Origin of the sequence: Halalkalibacter oceani (assembly GCF_023715605.1) — a bacterium.
Classification (GTDB): domain Bacteria; phylum Bacillota; class Bacilli; order Bacillales; family Bacillaceae_D; genus Halalkalibacter; species Halalkalibacter oceani.
Window position 1 is genome coordinate 237,390 of sequence record NZ_JAMBOL010000002.1, and the last position, 16,471, is coordinate 253,860.

20 protein-coding genes are annotated in these 16,471 nt (G+C 47.4%); all 20 read left to right on the top strand.

Annotated features, from left to right (window positions below):
* The first annotated feature begins 6 nt into the window (after positions 1–6).
* Positions 7–1,284, top strand: a complete 1,278-nt coding sequence (locus M3202_RS03805; RefSeq protein ID WP_251222017.1) for a flagellar hook-length control protein FliK — start codon at positions 7–9, stop codon at positions 1,282–1,284.
* Between the two features lie 6 nt (positions 1,285–1,290).
* Positions 1,291–1,839, top strand: a complete 549-nt coding sequence (flgD, locus tag M3202_RS03810; RefSeq protein ID WP_251222018.1) for a flagellar hook assembly protein FlgD — start codon at positions 1,291–1,293, stop codon at positions 1,837–1,839.
* Between the two features lie 15 nt (positions 1,840–1,854).
* On the top strand, positions 1,855–2,238 hold the full coding sequence (locus M3202_RS03815; protein WP_251222019.1) for a TIGR02530 family flagellar biosynthesis protein: 384 nt from the start codon (positions 1,855–1,857) through the stop codon (positions 2,236–2,238).
* Between the two features lie 74 nt (positions 2,239–2,312).
* Entirely contained in the window at positions 2,313–3,161 is an 849-nt protein-coding gene (gene flgG, locus M3202_RS03820) for a flagellar basal body rod protein FlgG (protein WP_251222020.1), read from the top strand.
* A gap of 29 nt (positions 3,162–3,190) precedes the next feature.
* Entirely contained in the window at positions 3,191–3,445 is a 255-nt protein-coding gene (locus M3202_RS03825; protein WP_390189561.1) for a flagellar FlbD family protein, read from the top strand.
* Positions 3,446–3,877, top strand: coding sequence for a flagellar basal body-associated protein FliL (gene fliL, locus M3202_RS03830; RefSeq protein WP_251222021.1), 432 nt, complete (start codon positions 3,446–3,448; stop codon positions 3,875–3,877).
* 35 nt (positions 3,878–3,912) lie between these two features.
* Positions 3,913–4,905 (top strand): flagellar motor switch protein FliM, encoded by a 993-nt coding sequence (fliM, locus tag M3202_RS03835; RefSeq protein ID WP_251222022.1) that lies wholly within the window; start codon positions 3,913–3,915, stop codon positions 4,903–4,905.
* On the top strand, positions 4,898–6,103 hold the full coding sequence (fliY, locus tag M3202_RS03840) for a flagellar motor switch phosphatase FliY (protein ID WP_251222023.1): 1,206 nt from the start codon (positions 4,898–4,900) through the stop codon (positions 6,101–6,103). The genes fliM and fliY overlap by 8 nt, the downstream gene beginning before the upstream one ends.
* Positions 6,104–6,119: 16 nt before the next feature.
* Positions 6,120–6,482 (top strand): response regulator, encoded by a 363-nt coding sequence (locus M3202_RS03845; RefSeq protein ID WP_251192158.1) that lies wholly within the window; start codon positions 6,120–6,122, stop codon positions 6,480–6,482.
* Positions 6,483–6,506: 24 nt separating this feature from the next.
* A complete protein-coding gene (locus M3202_RS03850) occupies positions 6,507–7,196 on the top strand; it encodes a flagellar biosynthetic protein FliO (RefSeq protein WP_251222024.1) in 690 nt (229 codons plus the stop codon).
* Between the two features lie 8 nt (positions 7,197–7,204).
* Positions 7,205–7,900, top strand: a complete 696-nt coding sequence (fliP, locus tag M3202_RS03855) for a flagellar type III secretion system pore protein FliP (RefSeq protein WP_285890180.1) — start codon at positions 7,205–7,207, stop codon at positions 7,898–7,900.
* Positions 7,901–7,918: 18 nt separating this feature from the next.
* Positions 7,919–8,188 (top strand): flagellar biosynthesis protein FliQ, encoded by a 270-nt coding sequence (fliQ, locus tag M3202_RS03860; RefSeq protein ID WP_251222026.1) that lies wholly within the window; start codon positions 7,919–7,921, stop codon positions 8,186–8,188.
* A complete protein-coding gene (gene fliR, locus M3202_RS03865) occupies positions 8,188–8,964 on the top strand; it encodes a flagellar biosynthetic protein FliR (RefSeq protein WP_251222027.1) in 777 nt (258 codons plus the stop codon). The genes fliQ and fliR overlap by 1 nt, the downstream gene beginning before the upstream one ends.
* A gap of 2 nt (positions 8,965–8,966) precedes the next feature.
* Entirely contained in the window at positions 8,967–10,046 is a 1,080-nt protein-coding gene (flhB, locus tag M3202_RS03870) for a flagellar biosynthesis protein FlhB (protein WP_285890148.1), read from the top strand.
* Between the two features lie 75 nt (positions 10,047–10,121).
* Complete coding sequence (flhA, locus tag M3202_RS03875; protein WP_251222028.1) at positions 10,122–12,158, top strand: flagellar biosynthesis protein FlhA; 2,037 nt, start codon at positions 10,122–10,124, stop codon at positions 12,156–12,158.
* Positions 12,155–13,303 carry a flagellar biosynthesis GTPase FlhF gene (flhF, locus tag M3202_RS03880; RefSeq protein ID WP_251222029.1) on the top strand — a complete coding sequence of 383 codons (1,149 nt, stop codon included), beginning with the start codon at positions 12,155–12,157 and terminating at the stop codon, positions 13,301–13,303. The genes flhA and flhF overlap by 4 nt, the downstream gene beginning before the upstream one ends.
* Positions 13,296–14,162 (top strand): MinD/ParA family protein, encoded by an 867-nt coding sequence (locus M3202_RS03885; RefSeq protein WP_251222030.1) that lies wholly within the window; start codon positions 13,296–13,298, stop codon positions 14,160–14,162. The genes flhF and M3202_RS03885 overlap by 8 nt, the downstream gene beginning before the upstream one ends.
* Before the next feature lie 105 nt (positions 14,163–14,267).
* Positions 14,268–15,329, top strand: coding sequence for a protein-glutamate methylesterase/protein-glutamine glutaminase (locus tag M3202_RS03890; protein ID WP_349775599.1), 1,062 nt, complete (start codon positions 14,268–14,270; stop codon positions 15,327–15,329).
* A gap of 22 nt (positions 15,330–15,351) precedes the next feature.
* Positions 15,352–15,990: a chemotaxis protein CheC gene (locus tag M3202_RS03895; protein WP_251222031.1), complete on the top strand. Its 639-nt coding sequence runs from the start codon at positions 15,352–15,354 to the stop codon at positions 15,988–15,990.
* Positions 15,983–16,471, top strand: a complete 489-nt coding sequence (locus M3202_RS03900; protein WP_251222032.1) for a chemotaxis protein CheD — start codon at positions 15,983–15,985, stop codon at positions 16,469–16,471. The genes M3202_RS03895 and M3202_RS03900 overlap by 8 nt, the downstream gene beginning before the upstream one ends.

Sequence of the window (16,471 nt, forward strand, 5' to 3'; positions counted from 1 at the left end):
GAAACGATGAACCCGATTATGATGGTGGCAAATACATTGCCTGCCCAAGGATCGCAAAGCGCTGGCAAAGGACAAGCGCCAATGTCCGCTGATGTATCTTTTTTACAATTGCTTGGTGGGTTACTATCAGAGGATACGGTCAAGACATTGGCAACGGAAATAAGCAGTGAAGAGCAGGAACAAGCGGCAACCGAACTGTTGCTTGAACTGATTCAGCTTTTCAAAGAGGGCGGTCTTGAACTGAATCCAGACATGCTCGAAGGAAAAGAAGCAAAGCAGCTGTTCCATCTCCTTCCCATTGAATGGCAAGCGGATGTTGAACATCTTCTTTCTTTGGAAAATGAGGATGCCCAGCTGGCCGAGCTGATTAGCTGGCCTGAAGAACAGCAGGCATTATTCGTCTTATTGGCAGCTGTCCAACAGGAGAGTGCGGTAGGTGCGCCGCAAGCGAAAAGTCAAGAACAGGCAAATGTGCTCCAGCATCTTCTGCCAAGACTGTTTCCCGGCTTTTCTCTGCAACCTAAGCAAGGGCAAAGCAACATTGGTTTATTGGAGGAAGTAGTCAAGCATCTTGAGTTTAAGCTTCAGGGAATGCCGAGGACTGCAATAGAGCCGAAAGCATTTTTAGAGGCGATTACGGCAAAATCAACGTCCATGCAGCAGCTGCCTCAGCCGTTTTCAATGCCGGTTACTGCTGAGACGACAAACAGTCCGTCCACGCAGCAACCATTTGGTCAGCGGCCTGTTGTAAGCGAAGCATCAAGCCCGAACAGCGGTCTGACTTTACTTCAGACTGGAATTGAGCAGACGATGACAAAGGCCGAGCAAGCGACGATTCACATTGGTGACAAATTGCCGCGTGACGTTCAGCAGCAGCAGTTTTTAAGGCAGTTCCAAATGATTCTCCAGCGCGGGGCTCTTACGCAAAATCAGCAGGGAATGCAAACCTTTTCGGTTAAGCTGTATCCCGAGCATTTAGGCAGACTTGATATTCAGCTCGTGCAAATGGAAGGCTCCATTGTCGCAAAGATCATGACCGGCTCGACGGCGACACGCGAACTGATCGAAGCGCAACTGGCCCAACTGCGGCAAGCTTTTGCACAGCAGCAGATTACAGTAGAGCGGATTGAAGTGACGGAACAATATTTGCAAAAGGATCGTGATCAGTCTTCAAATGAGCGTGGCGAAGAGCAGGCGAACGAGAATCAGCCTGAACAGGGTGAAGACGAAGCGGCTGCATTTGAGGATGTACTAAGCGAGTTAACTTTTAATGAACAGGTGTAGGTGATAATGATGACGACGATTTCGGAAAGCTATATGCTGCCAAATCAGCAAAAGCAGACAACACAGCAGCAAAATCAAGACATTCTGGGCAAGGATGATTTCCTGAAAATCCTCATTACGCAGCTGCAAAATCAAGACCCGTCCAATCCGATGGATGACCGTGAATTCATCGCGCAAATGGCGCAATTCTCCACACTTGAGCAAATGACGAATATGAACAACTCAATTCAAAAATTTGTCAATTTGCAAACGAGCCAAAGCTTAGTGCAGCACAGTGAGCTGATCGGCAAAAAAGTAACGTGGATGAGGATTGTCGATGTCGATGAATACCGTCAAGATATTGAGTATCTTGATAATACGGTTCAAGCCGTCCGGCTCGAATTGGATGGACAAATTCGCATTCAGCTTGATGACGGACGCTGGATCAGCAACGAACAAATTTACCAGGTGAGTCAGAAAAATGAGCCGGTAGAGCCAAATCCGGACGAGGAAACGGATCCGGAAGAAGATCCGGTAGAGGTACCTGAAGAAAACGAAGAGCCGGGTGACCAATAAAGGAAGTGAGCAACGATGGATCCAAGGATTCAGAGCCATGCATTACAAAGTCTTCCTAAACCTGCGCGTCAAGTAGCACAAAGACCCGTTCAGCAGCCAGGCAGCTTCCAGCAGCTTTTGCAAACGGAATTACAGACACCGACTGAATTAAAAATCAGCAAGCACGCCCAGCAGCGAATGGATACACGCGGAATTGAGATTTCTACCGAACAGTGGATGGCGATTCACGATAAGGTGAAGGAAGCGAAGGCTAAGGGAGTTAACGACTCACTTGTGCTAACGAGTGACGCCGCTCTTGTCGTCAGTGCGAAAAACAACACCGTCATCACCGTGCTCGACCGGGAGGAAGCGAAGTCACAAATTTTTACAAACATTAATGGAACGATTGTGATCGATTAAAGGCTGGACCCGCAAAGGGAGGCCTCACACACTGCCGACTGACAGAGGCAGCTACTAAAGGAGGAAAAATCAGTATGCTACGTTCAATGTACTCAGGAATTTCAGGTATGCGCAACATGCAAACAAAGCTTGACGTCATCGGCAACAACATCGCCAACGTCAACACATTCGGCTTTAAAAAAGGAAGAACGACGTTTCAGGATTTAGTCAGCCAGCAGCTCGCCGGCGCGACAGCACCTGATGGTAATAATCGTGGTGGAGTCAATGCCCGCCAAGTAGGGCTTGGAATGCAGCTAGCTTCTATCGACACGCTTCATACACAAGGCAGCTTGCAAAATACGAACCGTGAGCTTGATTTAGGGATTTCAGGGGATGGATACTTTATGGTCAGTGATGGGACTACAACTTATTACACGAGAGCAGGTAATTTCTATCTTGATTCAGAGGGGAATCTCGTCAATTCTAATGGAATGCGGGTGTTAGATATGGACGGAGAGCCAATTGTGTTTCACGAAATTTTAGATGATGAATTAAGCGGTAATATTGATGAAGAAAATTGGATTGATTACATCGAAAGCTTCAGCATTGGAGCGGATGGAAGTATTAATATTATTGATAATGAGGGGGAATTAGTTGATACGAATGTTCAAATTGCCCTTGCGAAATTCAGCAACCCAGAAGGGCTGCAAAAAGCGGGGAACAATCTTTATACAGTATCAGCTAACTCCGGTATTCCGTCAATTACTGCCCCTGGTGAAAACGGCGCCGGCGAGCTCGTAGCCGGGACGCTTGAAATGTCCAATGTTGATCTGTCTGAGGAGTTTACTGAGATGATCGTGGCGCAGCGCGGGTTTCAGGCGAATACGCGGATCATTACGACATCTGATGAGATTTTGCAAGAGCTTGTTAACCTGAAGCGATAACCTGACATAGAATCTACTAATCAAGGAGGTTGGAGCCAGGAGCGAATGCCTGGCTCTCCCATAACATAATGATTGAATTAATTCGTTTAAATGGTCATCCGTTTTTGTTGAATGCGACGCTTATTGAGCAAATCGAGGCCTTGCCGGATACAACGATTACGTTACAAAGCGGAAAGAAAATAGTCGTGCGCAATGATATTGAAGATGTCAAAGCACGTGTCAATGAGCAGTTTGCGCAAATCGGGCTGCTGGCGAATAGAGATAGAGATGTGGAGGGTTCCTGATTGTTTAAGAATAAGCTAGTGAACATTATGCTCATTATATTAGTTGCCCTGACGCTGGTCGGTGTGGTGGCCTTCGTCCTTGTTAATCATTTTACGAATCAGCCTGATCCGTATGCTCCGCCGACGATTGACGAAATTATCGCCCAATCGTATGAAACGGAGGAAATTACAACGAACTTATTATCCGATGATTTTATCCGGGCTTCCTTTATGATTCATGTAACAAATAAACGAGCACTTGACGAAATCCAAAAGCGTGATTTTCAGGTAAACAATATTTTACTGCGTGCTCTTTCAGGAATGCGCTCCTCTGATCTGGCAGGTCCTGAAGGAATTGAAGCATTTGAGGAGGCTGTCCGCGATCAGCTCAATGAGCTGATGCAGGAAGGGCAAGTCATTCAAGTGTATACAACAAGCTGGGTCATTCAATAATTTTGTGGTGTATTTGAGATTGAGAGGTGAGGTTCTTGGCTGATGTTCTATCACAAGGGGAAATAGATGCTCTGTTATCGGCTATTTCCACGGGACAAATGGATGCTGATGAACTAAAAAAAGAAGAAACCGAGAAAAAAGTCAAAGTCTATGATTTTAAGCGCGCGCTGCGATTTTCAAAGGATCAGATTCGGAGTTTATCACGAATTCACGAGAATTTCGCCCGGTTGCTTACGACTTATTTCTCCGCCCAATTACGGACCTATGTCCAAATTACAGTGACATCAGTTGATCAGCTGCCATATGAAGAATTCATCAGGTCGATTCCAAAGATGACGATCCTCAATGTGTTTGAGCCTTATCCGCTCGATGGTCGACTGTTAATGGAAGTGAATCCGAATATTGCGTATGCGATGCTGGATCGTTTATTGGGAGGCAAGGGTGACAGTATTAACAAAGTGGAAAACCTGACAGAAATTGAGACGAGAATCATGTCTCAGCTGTTTCAACGAACGTTGGACAGCTTCCAGGATGCCTGGAGCTCTGTGATCGAGCTTGAACCGGTCATGGAAGAGATTGAAGTGAATCCCCAATTTTTACAGATGGTTTCTCCGAATGAGACGGTCGTCGTCATTTCCCTGTCGACAACGATCGGGGAGACATCAGGAATGATTAATATTTGTCTTCCTCATGTGGTACTAGAAGAAATTTTACCGAAGTTATCGGTTCATTACTGGATGCAGGAAAAGAAGAAACAGCGCGCTCCTGGTGAAGTGCTGACGATTGAACGGACACTGAACCGGGCACCATTGCTTGTTCAGGCGGAGCTGGGCACATCCGAAATCTCCATTCAGGAGTTTCTGCATTTAGGAATCGGGGATGTCATTGAATTGGATCAATCGATTCATGAACCGCTTCTTGTGAAGGTCGGGGGAGAGCATAAATATTACGCCCAACCCGGTAAAATGAAAAATCAAGTGGCTGTGCAAGTCACGGAATTGATTGAGGAGGCTGAAGAGAATGAATGATGATATGCTTTCCCAAGAGGAGATAAATGAATTGCTGAAAGGCGTTACGCAGGAAGATGAGGCTGATGAGCCGACAGACGGCGATGACGAATTACGTGTAGCCGATTATATTTCTGATATCGAGAAAGACGCCCTTGGTGAAATTGGTAACATTTCATTTGGAAGTGCCGCTACGGCATTGTCTACGTTATTAAGTCAAAAAGTTGATATTACGACACCGGAGCTTTCCTTGATTTTGAAAGAAAAACTGGAAAAGGAATTTCCGCAGCCCCATGTGGCGATCCATGTTCAGTATACTGAAGGCTTCCAAGGTGTGAACTTACTTGTGATTAAGACACAGGATGCGGCGATTATCGCTGATTTAATGCTTGGCGGCGACGGAACATCTCCATCAGATGAATTAAGCGAGATGCATATTAGCGCCGTTCAGGAAGCGATGAATCAAATGATGGGCTCTGCCTCGACGTCGATGTCAACGATCTTTAATAAAAAGGTCGATATTTCTCCACCGGGAATCAATTTACTCGATTTCCATGCCGATGAAGGCACAGAGAATGTACCTGAAGACGATATTCTCGTCAAAATTTCGTTCCGGCTGAAGGTTGGCGAGCTGATTGACTCAAATATTATGCAGCTTGTCACCGTGCCTTTTGCGAAAAAACTTGTTGAAGAATTGATGAATCCAAGTACGCCAGAGCCTGCCAGTGAGCCGGCAGCTGTACAGGAAACACCAGCGCCCTCCCGCCCGCAGGCAGAGCAGCCAGCAGCAGCATCTCAAGCGCAGCAGGCAGCAGAACCGCAGCGTGACCGGGTAGCAGCGCCACCACCGCGTGAGCAGCAGCATTTAGGCGGGGTGTCCTATCAGCAGCAACGGGACGTCGATATTCAACCAGCCGCTTTTTCAAGCTTTGAAGCACCGCAGCTGACGCAGACGGAAGCGAATAATTTGAATATGCTGCTTGATATTCCTCTCCAAGTGACAGTGGAGCTTGGCCGGACAAAGAGATCAATTAAAGAAATTCTTGAATTTACCCAAGGTTCGATTATCGAGCTTGATAAGCTCGCCGGAGAGCCTGTAGATATTCTGGTAAATCAAAAGTTAATTGCCAAAGGGGAAGTTGTCGTCATAGATGAGAATTTTGGCGTTCGCGTGACCGAGATTGTCAGTCAGGAAGAACGAATCAGAAACTTGAGATAAGGAGTGGGGGAGAAACATGTCAGCTAAAGTGTTAATCGTTGATGATGCAGCATTTATGAGAATGATGATCAAGGACATTTTAACGAAAAACGGGTTTGATGTGGTTGGCGAGGCCAATGATGGCGCCCAAGCGGTTGAAAAATATCAGGAGCTGTCGCCTGAACTTGTAACAATGGATATTACAATGCCGGAAAAAGACGGCATTACCGCCTTGAAGGAAATCAAATCGTTTGATCCAGAAGCGAAGGTGATTATGTGTTCGGCGATGGGCCAGCAGGCAATGGTCATCGATGCGATTCAAGCTGGGGCAAAGGATTTTATCGTCAAGCCATTTCAAGCGGATCGCGTTCTGGAAGCGATCAAAAAGACCATTGGGTAAGCAGAAAGAGGAGAGTGGGTTTTCATGCATCAAAGACGCATCGTTGCTTTCGTAATTCTCCTCCTCCTCACATGCCTTCAACCAGGCTTTGTCCTGGCCGAGCAAACAAATGAAAATCGCACCGTAACGGAATCGCTGCAGCAACCTGAAACGGAAGCAGCTGATGAAGCTGAAGCCGTAGAAGGTGAAAGTGAAGCGGAAACGGTTATTTCAGAAACGGACGTGAACGAAGAGTTTTCTGAGCCGAACACCTTTCTGATGTTCGTCCAAATGATCGCCGCGCTTGCGTTTGTTGTTCTGCTAATGTATGTGCTATTGCGCTTTTTCTCAAAGCGTTCGCAGGCGTTTCAGGCCAATCAGATGCTGCAAAACATTGGTGGCGTGCCGCTTGGGGCGAATCGCTCGGTTCAAATCGTCAAGGTTGGAAATCGCCTGCTCGTTGTCGGGGTAGGGGAAACGATCCAGCTGTTAAAAGAAATTGATAATGAAGAGGAAATGAAACAGCTTCTAACGCAGAAGCAGGAGCAGTTTGCCCAGCTGAACGAGCCAATTAACAAGCTGTTTGGCGCCGTCAAAGGACGCGGGAAGCAAGCGCCGGCAACTGCGGAAACGAATCGGGACGCGTTCAAACAGTTACTGGACAAGCAGCTGAAAGATGTTTCGCATTCGCACGATAAGCTGCACGATGCTGTAAGGGAGCGTGACAAAACGTGATAGACACTATGATCATACCGGCAATCACCAACATTCCGGGCATCGATCTTGGAAACTTTCTTTCCGATGATCCGGCCAATGTGGCGACGACGCTCCAATTGTTGCTCGTTTTAACGGTTTTGTCACTCGCTCCGTCGATTTTGATCTTAATGACCAGCTTTACGAGAATCGTCATTGTCCTGTCCTTTGTCAGACAGGGATTGGCGACACAATCGATGCCGCCGAATCAGGTGTTGATCGGCATTGCGCTCTTTTTAACCTTTTTTATTATGGCGCCGATTTTTGCCGAAGTGAATGAGCAGGCGTTAACTCCTTTTTTTAATGGTGAGATTGATAAGGCGGAAGCATTTGAGTTGGCCGCCGCGCCGATGAAGGAGTTTATGGCGCAGCATACGCGCGAGAAGGATTTGGCGTTATTTATGGGGTATGGCGGCTATGATCGCCCGGAAACGCTTGAGGATATTCCGCTGACGGCGCTTGTCCCGGCTTTTGCGATCAGCGAGCTGAAAACAGCCTTTCAAATCGGCTTTCTTATTTTCGTGCCCTTTCTCGTGATTGATATGATCGTCGCCAGTGTGCTGATGTCGATGGGGATGATGATGCTTCCTCCTGTCATGATTGCGTTACCGTTTAAAATACTTTTATTTGTGCTGGTGGATGGATGGTATTTGATTGTTCAATCACTGCTGATTAGCTTTAATTAGAGGGATGGTGTGTAGGGTATGAGTTCTGAATTTGTCATCAGCATGGCTGAAAGTGGAGTGTGGACCGTTTTACTCGTAGCAGGACCGTTATTAATTATCGCCTTAGGACTCGGTTTGCTCGTGAGTATTTTCCAGGCTACCACGCAAATTCAAGAGCAGACGCTGGCGTTTATCCCGAAAATTGTCGGAGTACTCGTCGCCCTGGTCGTTTTTGGGCCGTGGATGCTGTCGTACATGACAAATTTTGCTTATCAGATTTTTAATAATCTGCATCGGTATATTGGCTAATGACTGAGTTTGTTTCGTTGTTACCAGCTTTTCTGCTCGTGTTTGTCCGCGTGTTGGCTTTTTTTACCGTCTTACCGCTTTATGCGCATCGTTCGGTACCGAATACATTCAAAGTCGGTATTTCATTGTTTCTCGCCTGGATTATGATTTTTACGATTGACGCACCGATGCTTGTGTTTGATGGCACTTATTTCTTACTTATTATTAAGGAAGTTCTTGTTGGCTTACTGGTCGGCCTGCTAGCGACGATTCTTCTTTATGCGATTCAGGTAGCCGGAGGTTTTATTGATTATAATATGGGCTTTTTAATTGCGAATATTGTCGACCCTCAGACGGGAGCGCAAAGTCCGCTTATCGGAGGGTATTTATATACATTTGCCTTATTATTTTTACTTGCGGTTAACGGTCATCATCTGCTGCTTGACGGCATTTATTACAGCTATCAATATGTACCGATGGAGCAGGCGTTTCTGCCGCTTGGCCAGGAGAACATCGTCTGGCATGCCGTGTCGACGTTTAATGCGATGTTTGTCATCGCCTTTCAAATGGCTTTTCCGATCGTCGGCTCGCTCTTTCTCGTCGATGTCGGGCTCGGGATGATTTCCAGAGCCGTTCCACAGATGAATGTCTTTGTCGTCGGTTTACCATTGAAGATACTCGTCGGGCTGCTGCTGCTGACGGTTTATATGGGAGCATTTATGATGGTCGTCCGGGGATTGTTTGATCAAGTAATCGTAGCAATGCGCACATTGCTCGCCATGCTGGGAGGAGCATAAGCATGATTAGGCTGAACCTGCAATTTTTTGCCGAAGAAAAAACGGAAAAAGCAACACCGAAAAAGCGGATGGATCAGCGGAAGAAAGGACAAGTCGCCAAAAGTACAGACGTCAATACGGCGATTATCCTGCTTTTGGTTTTCCTCTTTCTTTGGCTATTTGGCGGCATGCTTGGTCAAACGCTGATTAATTTATTGAAGCATACGTTTCAAACGTATTTGCTGATGGATATAACAGGATCGAGCTTCGGCAGCATCTTTTATGAATTGACGATGGAATCAGCGATGGTTTTATTGCCGATTATGCTGATTGCGCTGATTGCCGGAGTGGCGGCGAGCTATATACAGGTTGGCTTCCTCTTTGCGCCGGAAGCGGTCAAAATGAAGCTGTCGAAACTCGACCCGATTCAAGGGGCAAAACGGATTTTTTCCGTGCGCGCGCTTGTTGAATTTTTAAAATCAATGCTGAAAATCTCGTTCGTCGGCGTCGTGGTTTTCGTCATCATTTGGACAAGCCTAGAAGATATCATGCTCTTATCGCAAAAAAGTGTGGCCGACGGCTTCTATGTCGTGGCACAGTTAACCGCTACATTAGGGGTCGCAGTGGCGATTCTGCTCTTAATCCTGTCGGTGCCGGATTATCTGTATCAGCGCTACGATCATGAGAAGCAAATGAGAATGTCGAAGAAGGACATTAAGGATGAGCATAAAAATATGGAGGGCGATCCGAAAATCAAATCGAAGCGGAAGCAGAAGCAAATGGAGATGGCGATGCAGCGGATGATGCAGGAAGTTCCGAAAGCCGACGTCGTCATCACGAACCCGACTCACTTTGCGATTGCGCTCCGTTATGATGAGACGAAATCGGACGCGCCGGTCGTCGTCGCCAAAGGTGTTGACTTTGTCGCTCAGAAAATAAAAGGGGTGGCGGCTAAGCACGACGTCGTCACGGTTGAGAACAAGCCGTTGGCAAGGGCGCTTTATCAGCAGGCGGACATCGGTGATCAGGTGCCGGAAGAGCTGTTTAAAGCTGTGGCCGAAGTACTTGCTTATGTGTACCGCCTGAAAAACAAAAAAGCGTAGCCCATTAAACGTTATGCACGGAGAGAAACGAATCATGTTTTTGAGAAGGAATTTATTTATGAAGGAGAGACCGTCGTGGGAGCAAGAGATCTGTCTGTATTATTAGGGGTTATTTTAATCGTCGCCATGCTTATCATCCCATTGCCGCCGGCGATGCTGGATGTGTTAATCATCATCAATATCTCTCTTGCTCTTATTATTATTCTAGTGGCGATGAATACGCGCGAGCCATTGCAATTTTCCATTTTTCCTACCTTGCTTCTACTCGTTACCTTGTTCCGCTTAGGGTTGAACGTATCGACGACAAGATCGATTCTTGGCAATGCCGAAGCCGGAAATGTCATTGATACGTTTGGGAACTTTGTCGTCGGGGGAAATGCGCTCGTCGGCTTCGTCGTCTTTTTAATTTTGATTATTATTCAGTTTGTCGTGATTACAAAAGGGGCCGAGCGGGTTTCTGAGGTTGGGGCACGGTTTACGCTTGATGCGATGCCCGGAAAGCAAATGAGTATTGATGCCGATCTGAACGCCGGGATGATTTCCGATGCCGAAGCGAAGGAAAGACGGGAAAAGATTGAACGTGAAGCTGATTTTTACGGGGCGATGGACGGGGCAAGTAAATTCGTTAAAGGAGATGCCATTGCCGGAATCGTCATCGTCATTATTAATCTTATTTTCGGTCTTGTCATCGGAATGATGCAAATGGGGATGAGTTTGAGTGATTCGGCGAATACGTTCACGTTGCTGACGGTTGGGGACGGGCTTGTCAGCCAAATACCGGCGCTGTTGATTTCAACGGCAACCGGGATCGTCGTGACGAGAGCGGCGTCTGAAGGAAGCCTCGGTCATGATATTACGAAGCAGATTCTCGCGTATCCGAAGATGCTCTATATCGCCGGGGGAACAATCTTCCTCTTAGGAGTCTTAACCCCGATCAACATGCTCCTTACGACGCCGATTGCGCTTATTTTGGTGATTGGCGGCTATCTGCTGTCAAAGCAGGAAACGAAGCTGTTGACGGAGGAATCGAGTGTGGAAGAGGAAGACGAGACGGACGATATGAAATCGCCGGAGAGCGTCGTCAACCTATTGCAAATTGATCCAATTGAATTTGAGTTCGGCTATGGGTTAATCCCGCTTGCCGATGCGAACCAGGGCGGCGATTTGCTTGACCGCGTCGTGATGATTCGCCGGCAAATGGCGCTCGAACTCGGGATGATCGTGCCTGTGATCCGGATTCGTGACAATATCCAACTGCAACCTAATGAATATACGATTAAAATAAAAGGAAATGAAGTCGCGAAGGGCGAGCTGTTGCTTGATCATTATATGGCGATGAGCCCTGGGATCGAAGACGAGTCGATTGTTGGGATTGAAACAATTGAACCGGCGTTTGGTCTTCCGGCGCTGTGGATCGGTGAAGAGATGAAGGAGCAGGCGGAGCTGTCAGGCTATACGGTCGTTGACCCGCCGTCGGTCGTTTCGACGCATCTGACTGAAGTGATTAAACGCCACGCTCATGAGCTTCTTGGACGTCAGGAAACGAAACAGCTCGTCGATCATCTGAAAGAAACATATCCGGCTCTTGTTGAGGAAGTGACGCCGAATACTGTATCGATCGGTGATATCCAGAAAGTATTAACGAATCTGCTGAAAGAAAATATTTCAATTCGGAATTTGCCGATTATCTTTGAAACATTGGCTGATTACGGACAAATGACGAAGGACATGGACCTGGTTACCGAATATGTACGCCAGTCATTATCGCGGCAAATTTCCAAGCAGGTGACGACACCGGGCGAGCCGCTTTATGTCATTACATTAAGTGGAAGCGTGGAAAAGAGCGTCGCGGAAGCTGTTCAGCAAACGGAGCATGGGAACTTTATTTCAATGGATCCGGCGCTTTCGCAGCAAATTCTTGAATCGGCCGCGACAGAAACCGACCGGCTGTCGCAAATGGGACAGACACCTGTTGTTCTCTGTTCCCCTGCTGTAAGGATGTATGTGCGCCAGATGTTTGAACGGTATTTGCCCCATGTTCCGATCCTGTCATACAATGAGCTTGAGGCTGATGTTGAAGTGCAAAGTGTAGGGGTGGTGAATGTTGAATGAAGGTAAAAAAATATATCGCAGCGACGATGCCGGAAGCGATGAAGCGGATTCGCGGTGAATTAGGGGATGAAGCCGTCATCCTACATTCCAAGGAAGTGAAAACAGGTGGAGTGTTCGGTTTATTTGCGAAAAAACAGCTTGAAGTAGTCGCGGCGGTTGATCCTGGTCCGACAAGGGTTCGTAAGGAAACCCTTATCAGACCTGCTGCTTCGCCTTCTCCTTCCCCCGCAGCACGGACGAAGCCGGCCGAGCAGGAACGTTTACTGAAGGAAATGAACCAGTTGAAAGCGATGATTGGAGAACTGGCGACGAAAGAAAAAACGATTATAAGCGAGAACCATGAGTATCCTCAGCCGTTTCAGGCGATTGAGGACCAGTTGAAAAAGCAAGGGGTCTCAAAGCCGATCCGCCTGCAGCTGCTCAAGCATGTCTTAAAGGAATGGTACGAGCAGCCAGAGGCAGAGCGGCCCGGCCAGGACATCGAAAAAGAGCTTGTCCGCTATCTCGAACAGGAATTAGCCGACGTCCCATTTGGCGGCTTTTCCTTCTCGAAAAAAATGATCAACATTGTCGGTCCGACTGGCGTTGGAAAAACGACGACGATTGCCAAGCTCGCTGCCCACCTTCTTTTAAAAAAGCAAAAGAAAATAGCGCTTATTACGACTGACACGTACCGGATTGCCGCGATTGAACAGATCAAGACTTACGCCAAAATCTTAAATATTCCGCTGGAGGTTGCTTATTCCATTGATGACTTTTCCCGGGCGGTGGCACAATTTGAACAGTATGATTATATTTTAGTCGATTCGGCCGGGAGAAATTTCCGCAATCCGCTTTATATCGAGGAATTGGCAAAGGTTATTGATTTTGAGCAGCAGGCCGAGACATTCCTCGTTCTTTCGTTAACGGCAAAATATGAGGATATGAATGAAATTATCCGCCAGTTTTCCCTGCTTGAAATTGAAAAGGTGATTTTAACGAAACAGGATGAAACAGCAAGCCTGGGAGCGCTGCTTAATATTCCGTTGGAGCACGGGAAAGGAATTGCTTATATTACGAATGGTCAAAATGTACCGGATGATATAATGGAAGCGACTGTTCCTTATGTGATCCGCGCTGTTTTAGAGGTGGATGAGCATGAATGACCAGGCTGAAAATTTACGCAGAATCATGGATGCGCCGAAAGCGAAAGCGGAGGCGAAGGTAATCGCCGTAGTCAGCGGCAAGGGCGGCGTTGGCAAATCGAATATTAGTCTTAATTTCGCGATTTCGCTTTCGAAAAAGGGGTATCGCGTGGCGATCATTGATCTTGATATTGGGATGGCCAATGTCGATATTCTGATGGGCCTTTCCCCGCGCTACCACATTATGAATCTACTCGATTCAGAGCTGTCGATTTGGGATATTATTGAACAGGGACCTGAAGGAATTGCCTATATTGGCGGCGGCTCAGGTTTCTCAAAGTTTGTGGAGCTCGATGACCGGAAAATGGAACGCTTTTTCTCTCAATTTGAATTAATCGGACAGCATTTTGATTATATCATTTTGGATATGGGGGCCGGGGCTACAAAAGACAGCATCCAGTTTATTTTGGCGGCGGATGACGTGCTTGTTGTGACAACACCTGAACCGCCGGCAATGACCGATGCTTACGCGATGGTCAAATACATTTATTTAAATGAGGGGCAGATGCCGCTTCATATTATTGTCAATCGTGCCGATTCAGATAAAGAGGGGAAACGAACGCTTGCCAGCTTTCAACGTGTCGCCAGCCAATTTTTGCAAAAAGAGCTAAACCCTTTAGGCTATATACCATCTGACCCGGCCGTGCAAAAAGCAGTGAAAGCTCAAGTCCCGTTTGTCCTTTACAAAAAGGAAGCAAAGGCCAGTCTGGCCATGGAAAAGCTGACGGCGCTATATTTGGGAGAAACGGCGAAAAAAGCTGTCGGCTTCAGTCAGCTGCTTTCAAAAGTGAAGCATCTTTTTAAAGAAAAGCAAGGATAAGCTGCAGAAGGGGAGCGGCGGATGTTTTTCTTCTTTGGCAAAAAACGGCCATGAAAAGAGCTGGACGTACAGACGAGAAAATTTGGGAGAAAGTTAGGGATAAACGTGGAAAGGAAAATTCAAGTACTTGTCGTTGATGATTCTGCTTTTATGCGGAAAGTAATTTCAGATATGCTTAATCAGGATCCGCGAGTCCACGTTATTGGCACCGCTCGTAATGGGGAGGACGCTCTTCGGAAACGGAAGGAGCTTCGCCCCGACGTCATGACTCTTGATGTGGAAATGCCGATTATGAATGGGTTGGAAACGTTAAAGCATGTGATGAACGATGACCCTTGCCCGGTTGTGATGATCAGCAGCACGACGAAGCAAGGGGCGGAAAATACGATGCTGGCGATGGAATATGGAGCGGTTGACTTTGTCACGAAGCCTTCTGGCGCTATTTCGCTCGATATTGACCGGGTTGAAAATGAAATCGTGGAAAAGGTCGTTTATGCGGCGCGGGCCCGCCTGCGCCGATCATCGCCGAAGCCAATTGTTCAGCTGCGGGCGGTTCAGTTTGTAAAGCGACCGAGTCGGACGTTACCGTCTTCGGCTCAGAAAATGATCGCCATCGGTACGTCAACCGGGGGGCCGAAAGCGTTGAAGGACGTCATCACGAAGCTGCCGGGCTCGCTGAAAGCACCGGTTTTAATCGTCCAGCACATGCCGGCCGGCTTTACCCGCTCGCTGGCCGAACGGCTTGATTCGCTCTCTGAATTGACGGTGAAAGAAGCGGAGGATGGCGATGTGCTGAAAAACGGCGTCGCCTATATTGCGCCGGGCGGCTATCATTTGGCAGTCAAACAGGAGCATTCTTCCTATGTGATACAGACTCATTTGGAGGAACCAAGGCGAGGACACCGTCCATCGGTTGATGTGATGTATGAATCGCTTTCGGCAATTAATGATATTGAAACGATTGCCGTGATCATGACGGGAATGGGGGCTGACGGCTCTGAAGGATTAATGAAGCTGAAGCAGTCCGGAAGCTGTTACGCGATTGCGGAAGCGGAAGAGTCATGTGTTGTCTTCGGAATGCCAAAGGTCGCGATCCGCACGAAATTAGTCGATGAAGTCGTTCATATTCAGGAAATTGCCGGCCGGATCATGCGCCAGGTTCAGTAAGAAAAGTGGGAGGGGGATGACGATGGACTTTTTACAACGGCTGAAACCTTATCATCTTGATGTGTTAAAAGAGATCGGGAATATTGGCGCGGGACATGCAGCGACCGCTTTGTCCCAGCTACTGAATAAAACGATTGAAATGAGCGTGCCTGCGGTACGGATCGTTTCCTTTCAGGAGCTGCCTGAGCAGGTCGGAGGTGCCGAAACGGAAGTGGCCGCTATTTTTTTAAGAATTGAGGGAGAGGCGCCGGGGAGCTTGTTTTTCATATCGAAAATTGAGGACATTGAAAAAATCGTACGTCAGCTGACAGGGATTACGTCTTTTCAGCTGCAATCCCCCCCTTACCATGAAGTCGGGATTTCGGCTTTTCAGGAGATCGGCAATATTTTGGCCGGTTCCTACTTATCTTCATTTTCTGATTTCACGAAATTGATTTTGCAGCCGTCTGTGCCGGGCTTTAGCGTCGACATGGCCGGGGCGATTTTAAGCTATGGATTGATCGAGCTTTCTCAAGTCGGCGATTCCGCGATCGTGATTGATACACAAATAAAAGAGCTTGATGGGGACGAAGAGCAGATGAAGGGTCACTTCTTTCTTTTACCAGATCCTGATTCATTTGAGGTGATTTTTTCGGTATTAGGGGTGGGAGAGCATGAGTAATGTCATCAAGGTTGGAATGGCTGAGTTGAATACGGTTGGCCCCCCGGATACGATTCGCACCTCAGGGCTCGGCTCCTGCGTTGGACTTGTCTTATATGATGAAATAAGACTCGTAGCAGGCATGGCCCATGTGATGCTGCCAAGCTCATCACTCTGCAGGCAAGCCCGTCCAAACCCGGCCAAGTATGCCGACACCGCGATTCCGGCACTGTTAAAATGTCTGGAAGAGGATGGAGCGAGAATGTTTTCCTTAAAAGCAAAGCTGGCAGGCGGGGCGCAAATGTTTTCGTTTTCAACAGGAAATGACATGATGCGCATTGGACCGCGAAATGTGGAAGCGATAAAGGAAAAACTCAATCAATTGCGAATTCCTATTATAGCGGAAGATGTAGGGGGAAGCAGTGGACGGACCATTGAGTTCGACCCTCAATCGAAAAAGCTGCACATTCGTACAGTGAACCAAGGGACAAAGGAGATATAA

Coding starts and splice junctions, on each gene's coding strand:
- M3202_RS03805 (WP_251222017.1), top strand. CDS start 7: ATGAACCCGATTATGATGGTGGCAAATACATTGCCTGCCCAAGGATCG.
- flgD (WP_251222018.1), top strand. CDS start 1,291: ATGATGACGACGATTTCGGAAAGCTATATGCTGCCAAATCAGCAAAAG.
- M3202_RS03815 (WP_251222019.1), top strand. CDS start 1,855: ATGGATCCAAGGATTCAGAGCCATGCATTACAAAGTCTTCCTAAACCT.
- flgG (WP_251222020.1), top strand. CDS start 2,313: ATGCTACGTTCAATGTACTCAGGAATTTCAGGTATGCGCAACATGCAA.
- fliY (WP_251222023.1), top strand. CDS start 4,898: ATGAATGATGATATGCTTTCCCAAGAGGAGATAAATGAATTGCTGAAA.
- M3202_RS03845 (WP_251192158.1), top strand. CDS start 6,120: ATGTCAGCTAAAGTGTTAATCGTTGATGATGCAGCATTTATGAGAATG.
- M3202_RS03850 (WP_251222024.1), top strand. CDS start 6,507: ATGCATCAAAGACGCATCGTTGCTTTCGTAATTCTCCTCCTCCTCACA.
- fliP (WP_285890180.1), top strand. CDS start 7,205: ATGATCATACCGGCAATCACCAACATTCCGGGCATCGATCTTGGAAAC.
- fliQ (WP_251222026.1), top strand. CDS start 7,919: ATGAGTTCTGAATTTGTCATCAGCATGGCTGAAAGTGGAGTGTGGACC.
- fliR (WP_251222027.1), top strand. CDS start 8,188: ATGACTGAGTTTGTTTCGTTGTTACCAGCTTTTCTGCTCGTGTTTGTC.
- flhB (WP_285890148.1), top strand. CDS start 8,967: ATGATTAGGCTGAACCTGCAATTTTTTGCCGAAGAAAAAACGGAAAAA.
- flhF (WP_251222029.1), top strand. CDS start 12,155: ATGAAGGTAAAAAAATATATCGCAGCGACGATGCCGGAAGCGATGAAG.
- M3202_RS03885 (WP_251222030.1), top strand. CDS start 13,296: ATGAATGACCAGGCTGAAAATTTACGCAGAATCATGGATGCGCCGAAA.
- M3202_RS03895 (WP_251222031.1), top strand. CDS start 15,352: ATGGACTTTTTACAACGGCTGAAACCTTATCATCTTGATGTGTTAAAA.
- M3202_RS03900 (WP_251222032.1), top strand. CDS start 15,983: ATGAGTAATGTCATCAAGGTTGGAATGGCTGAGTTGAATACGGTTGGC.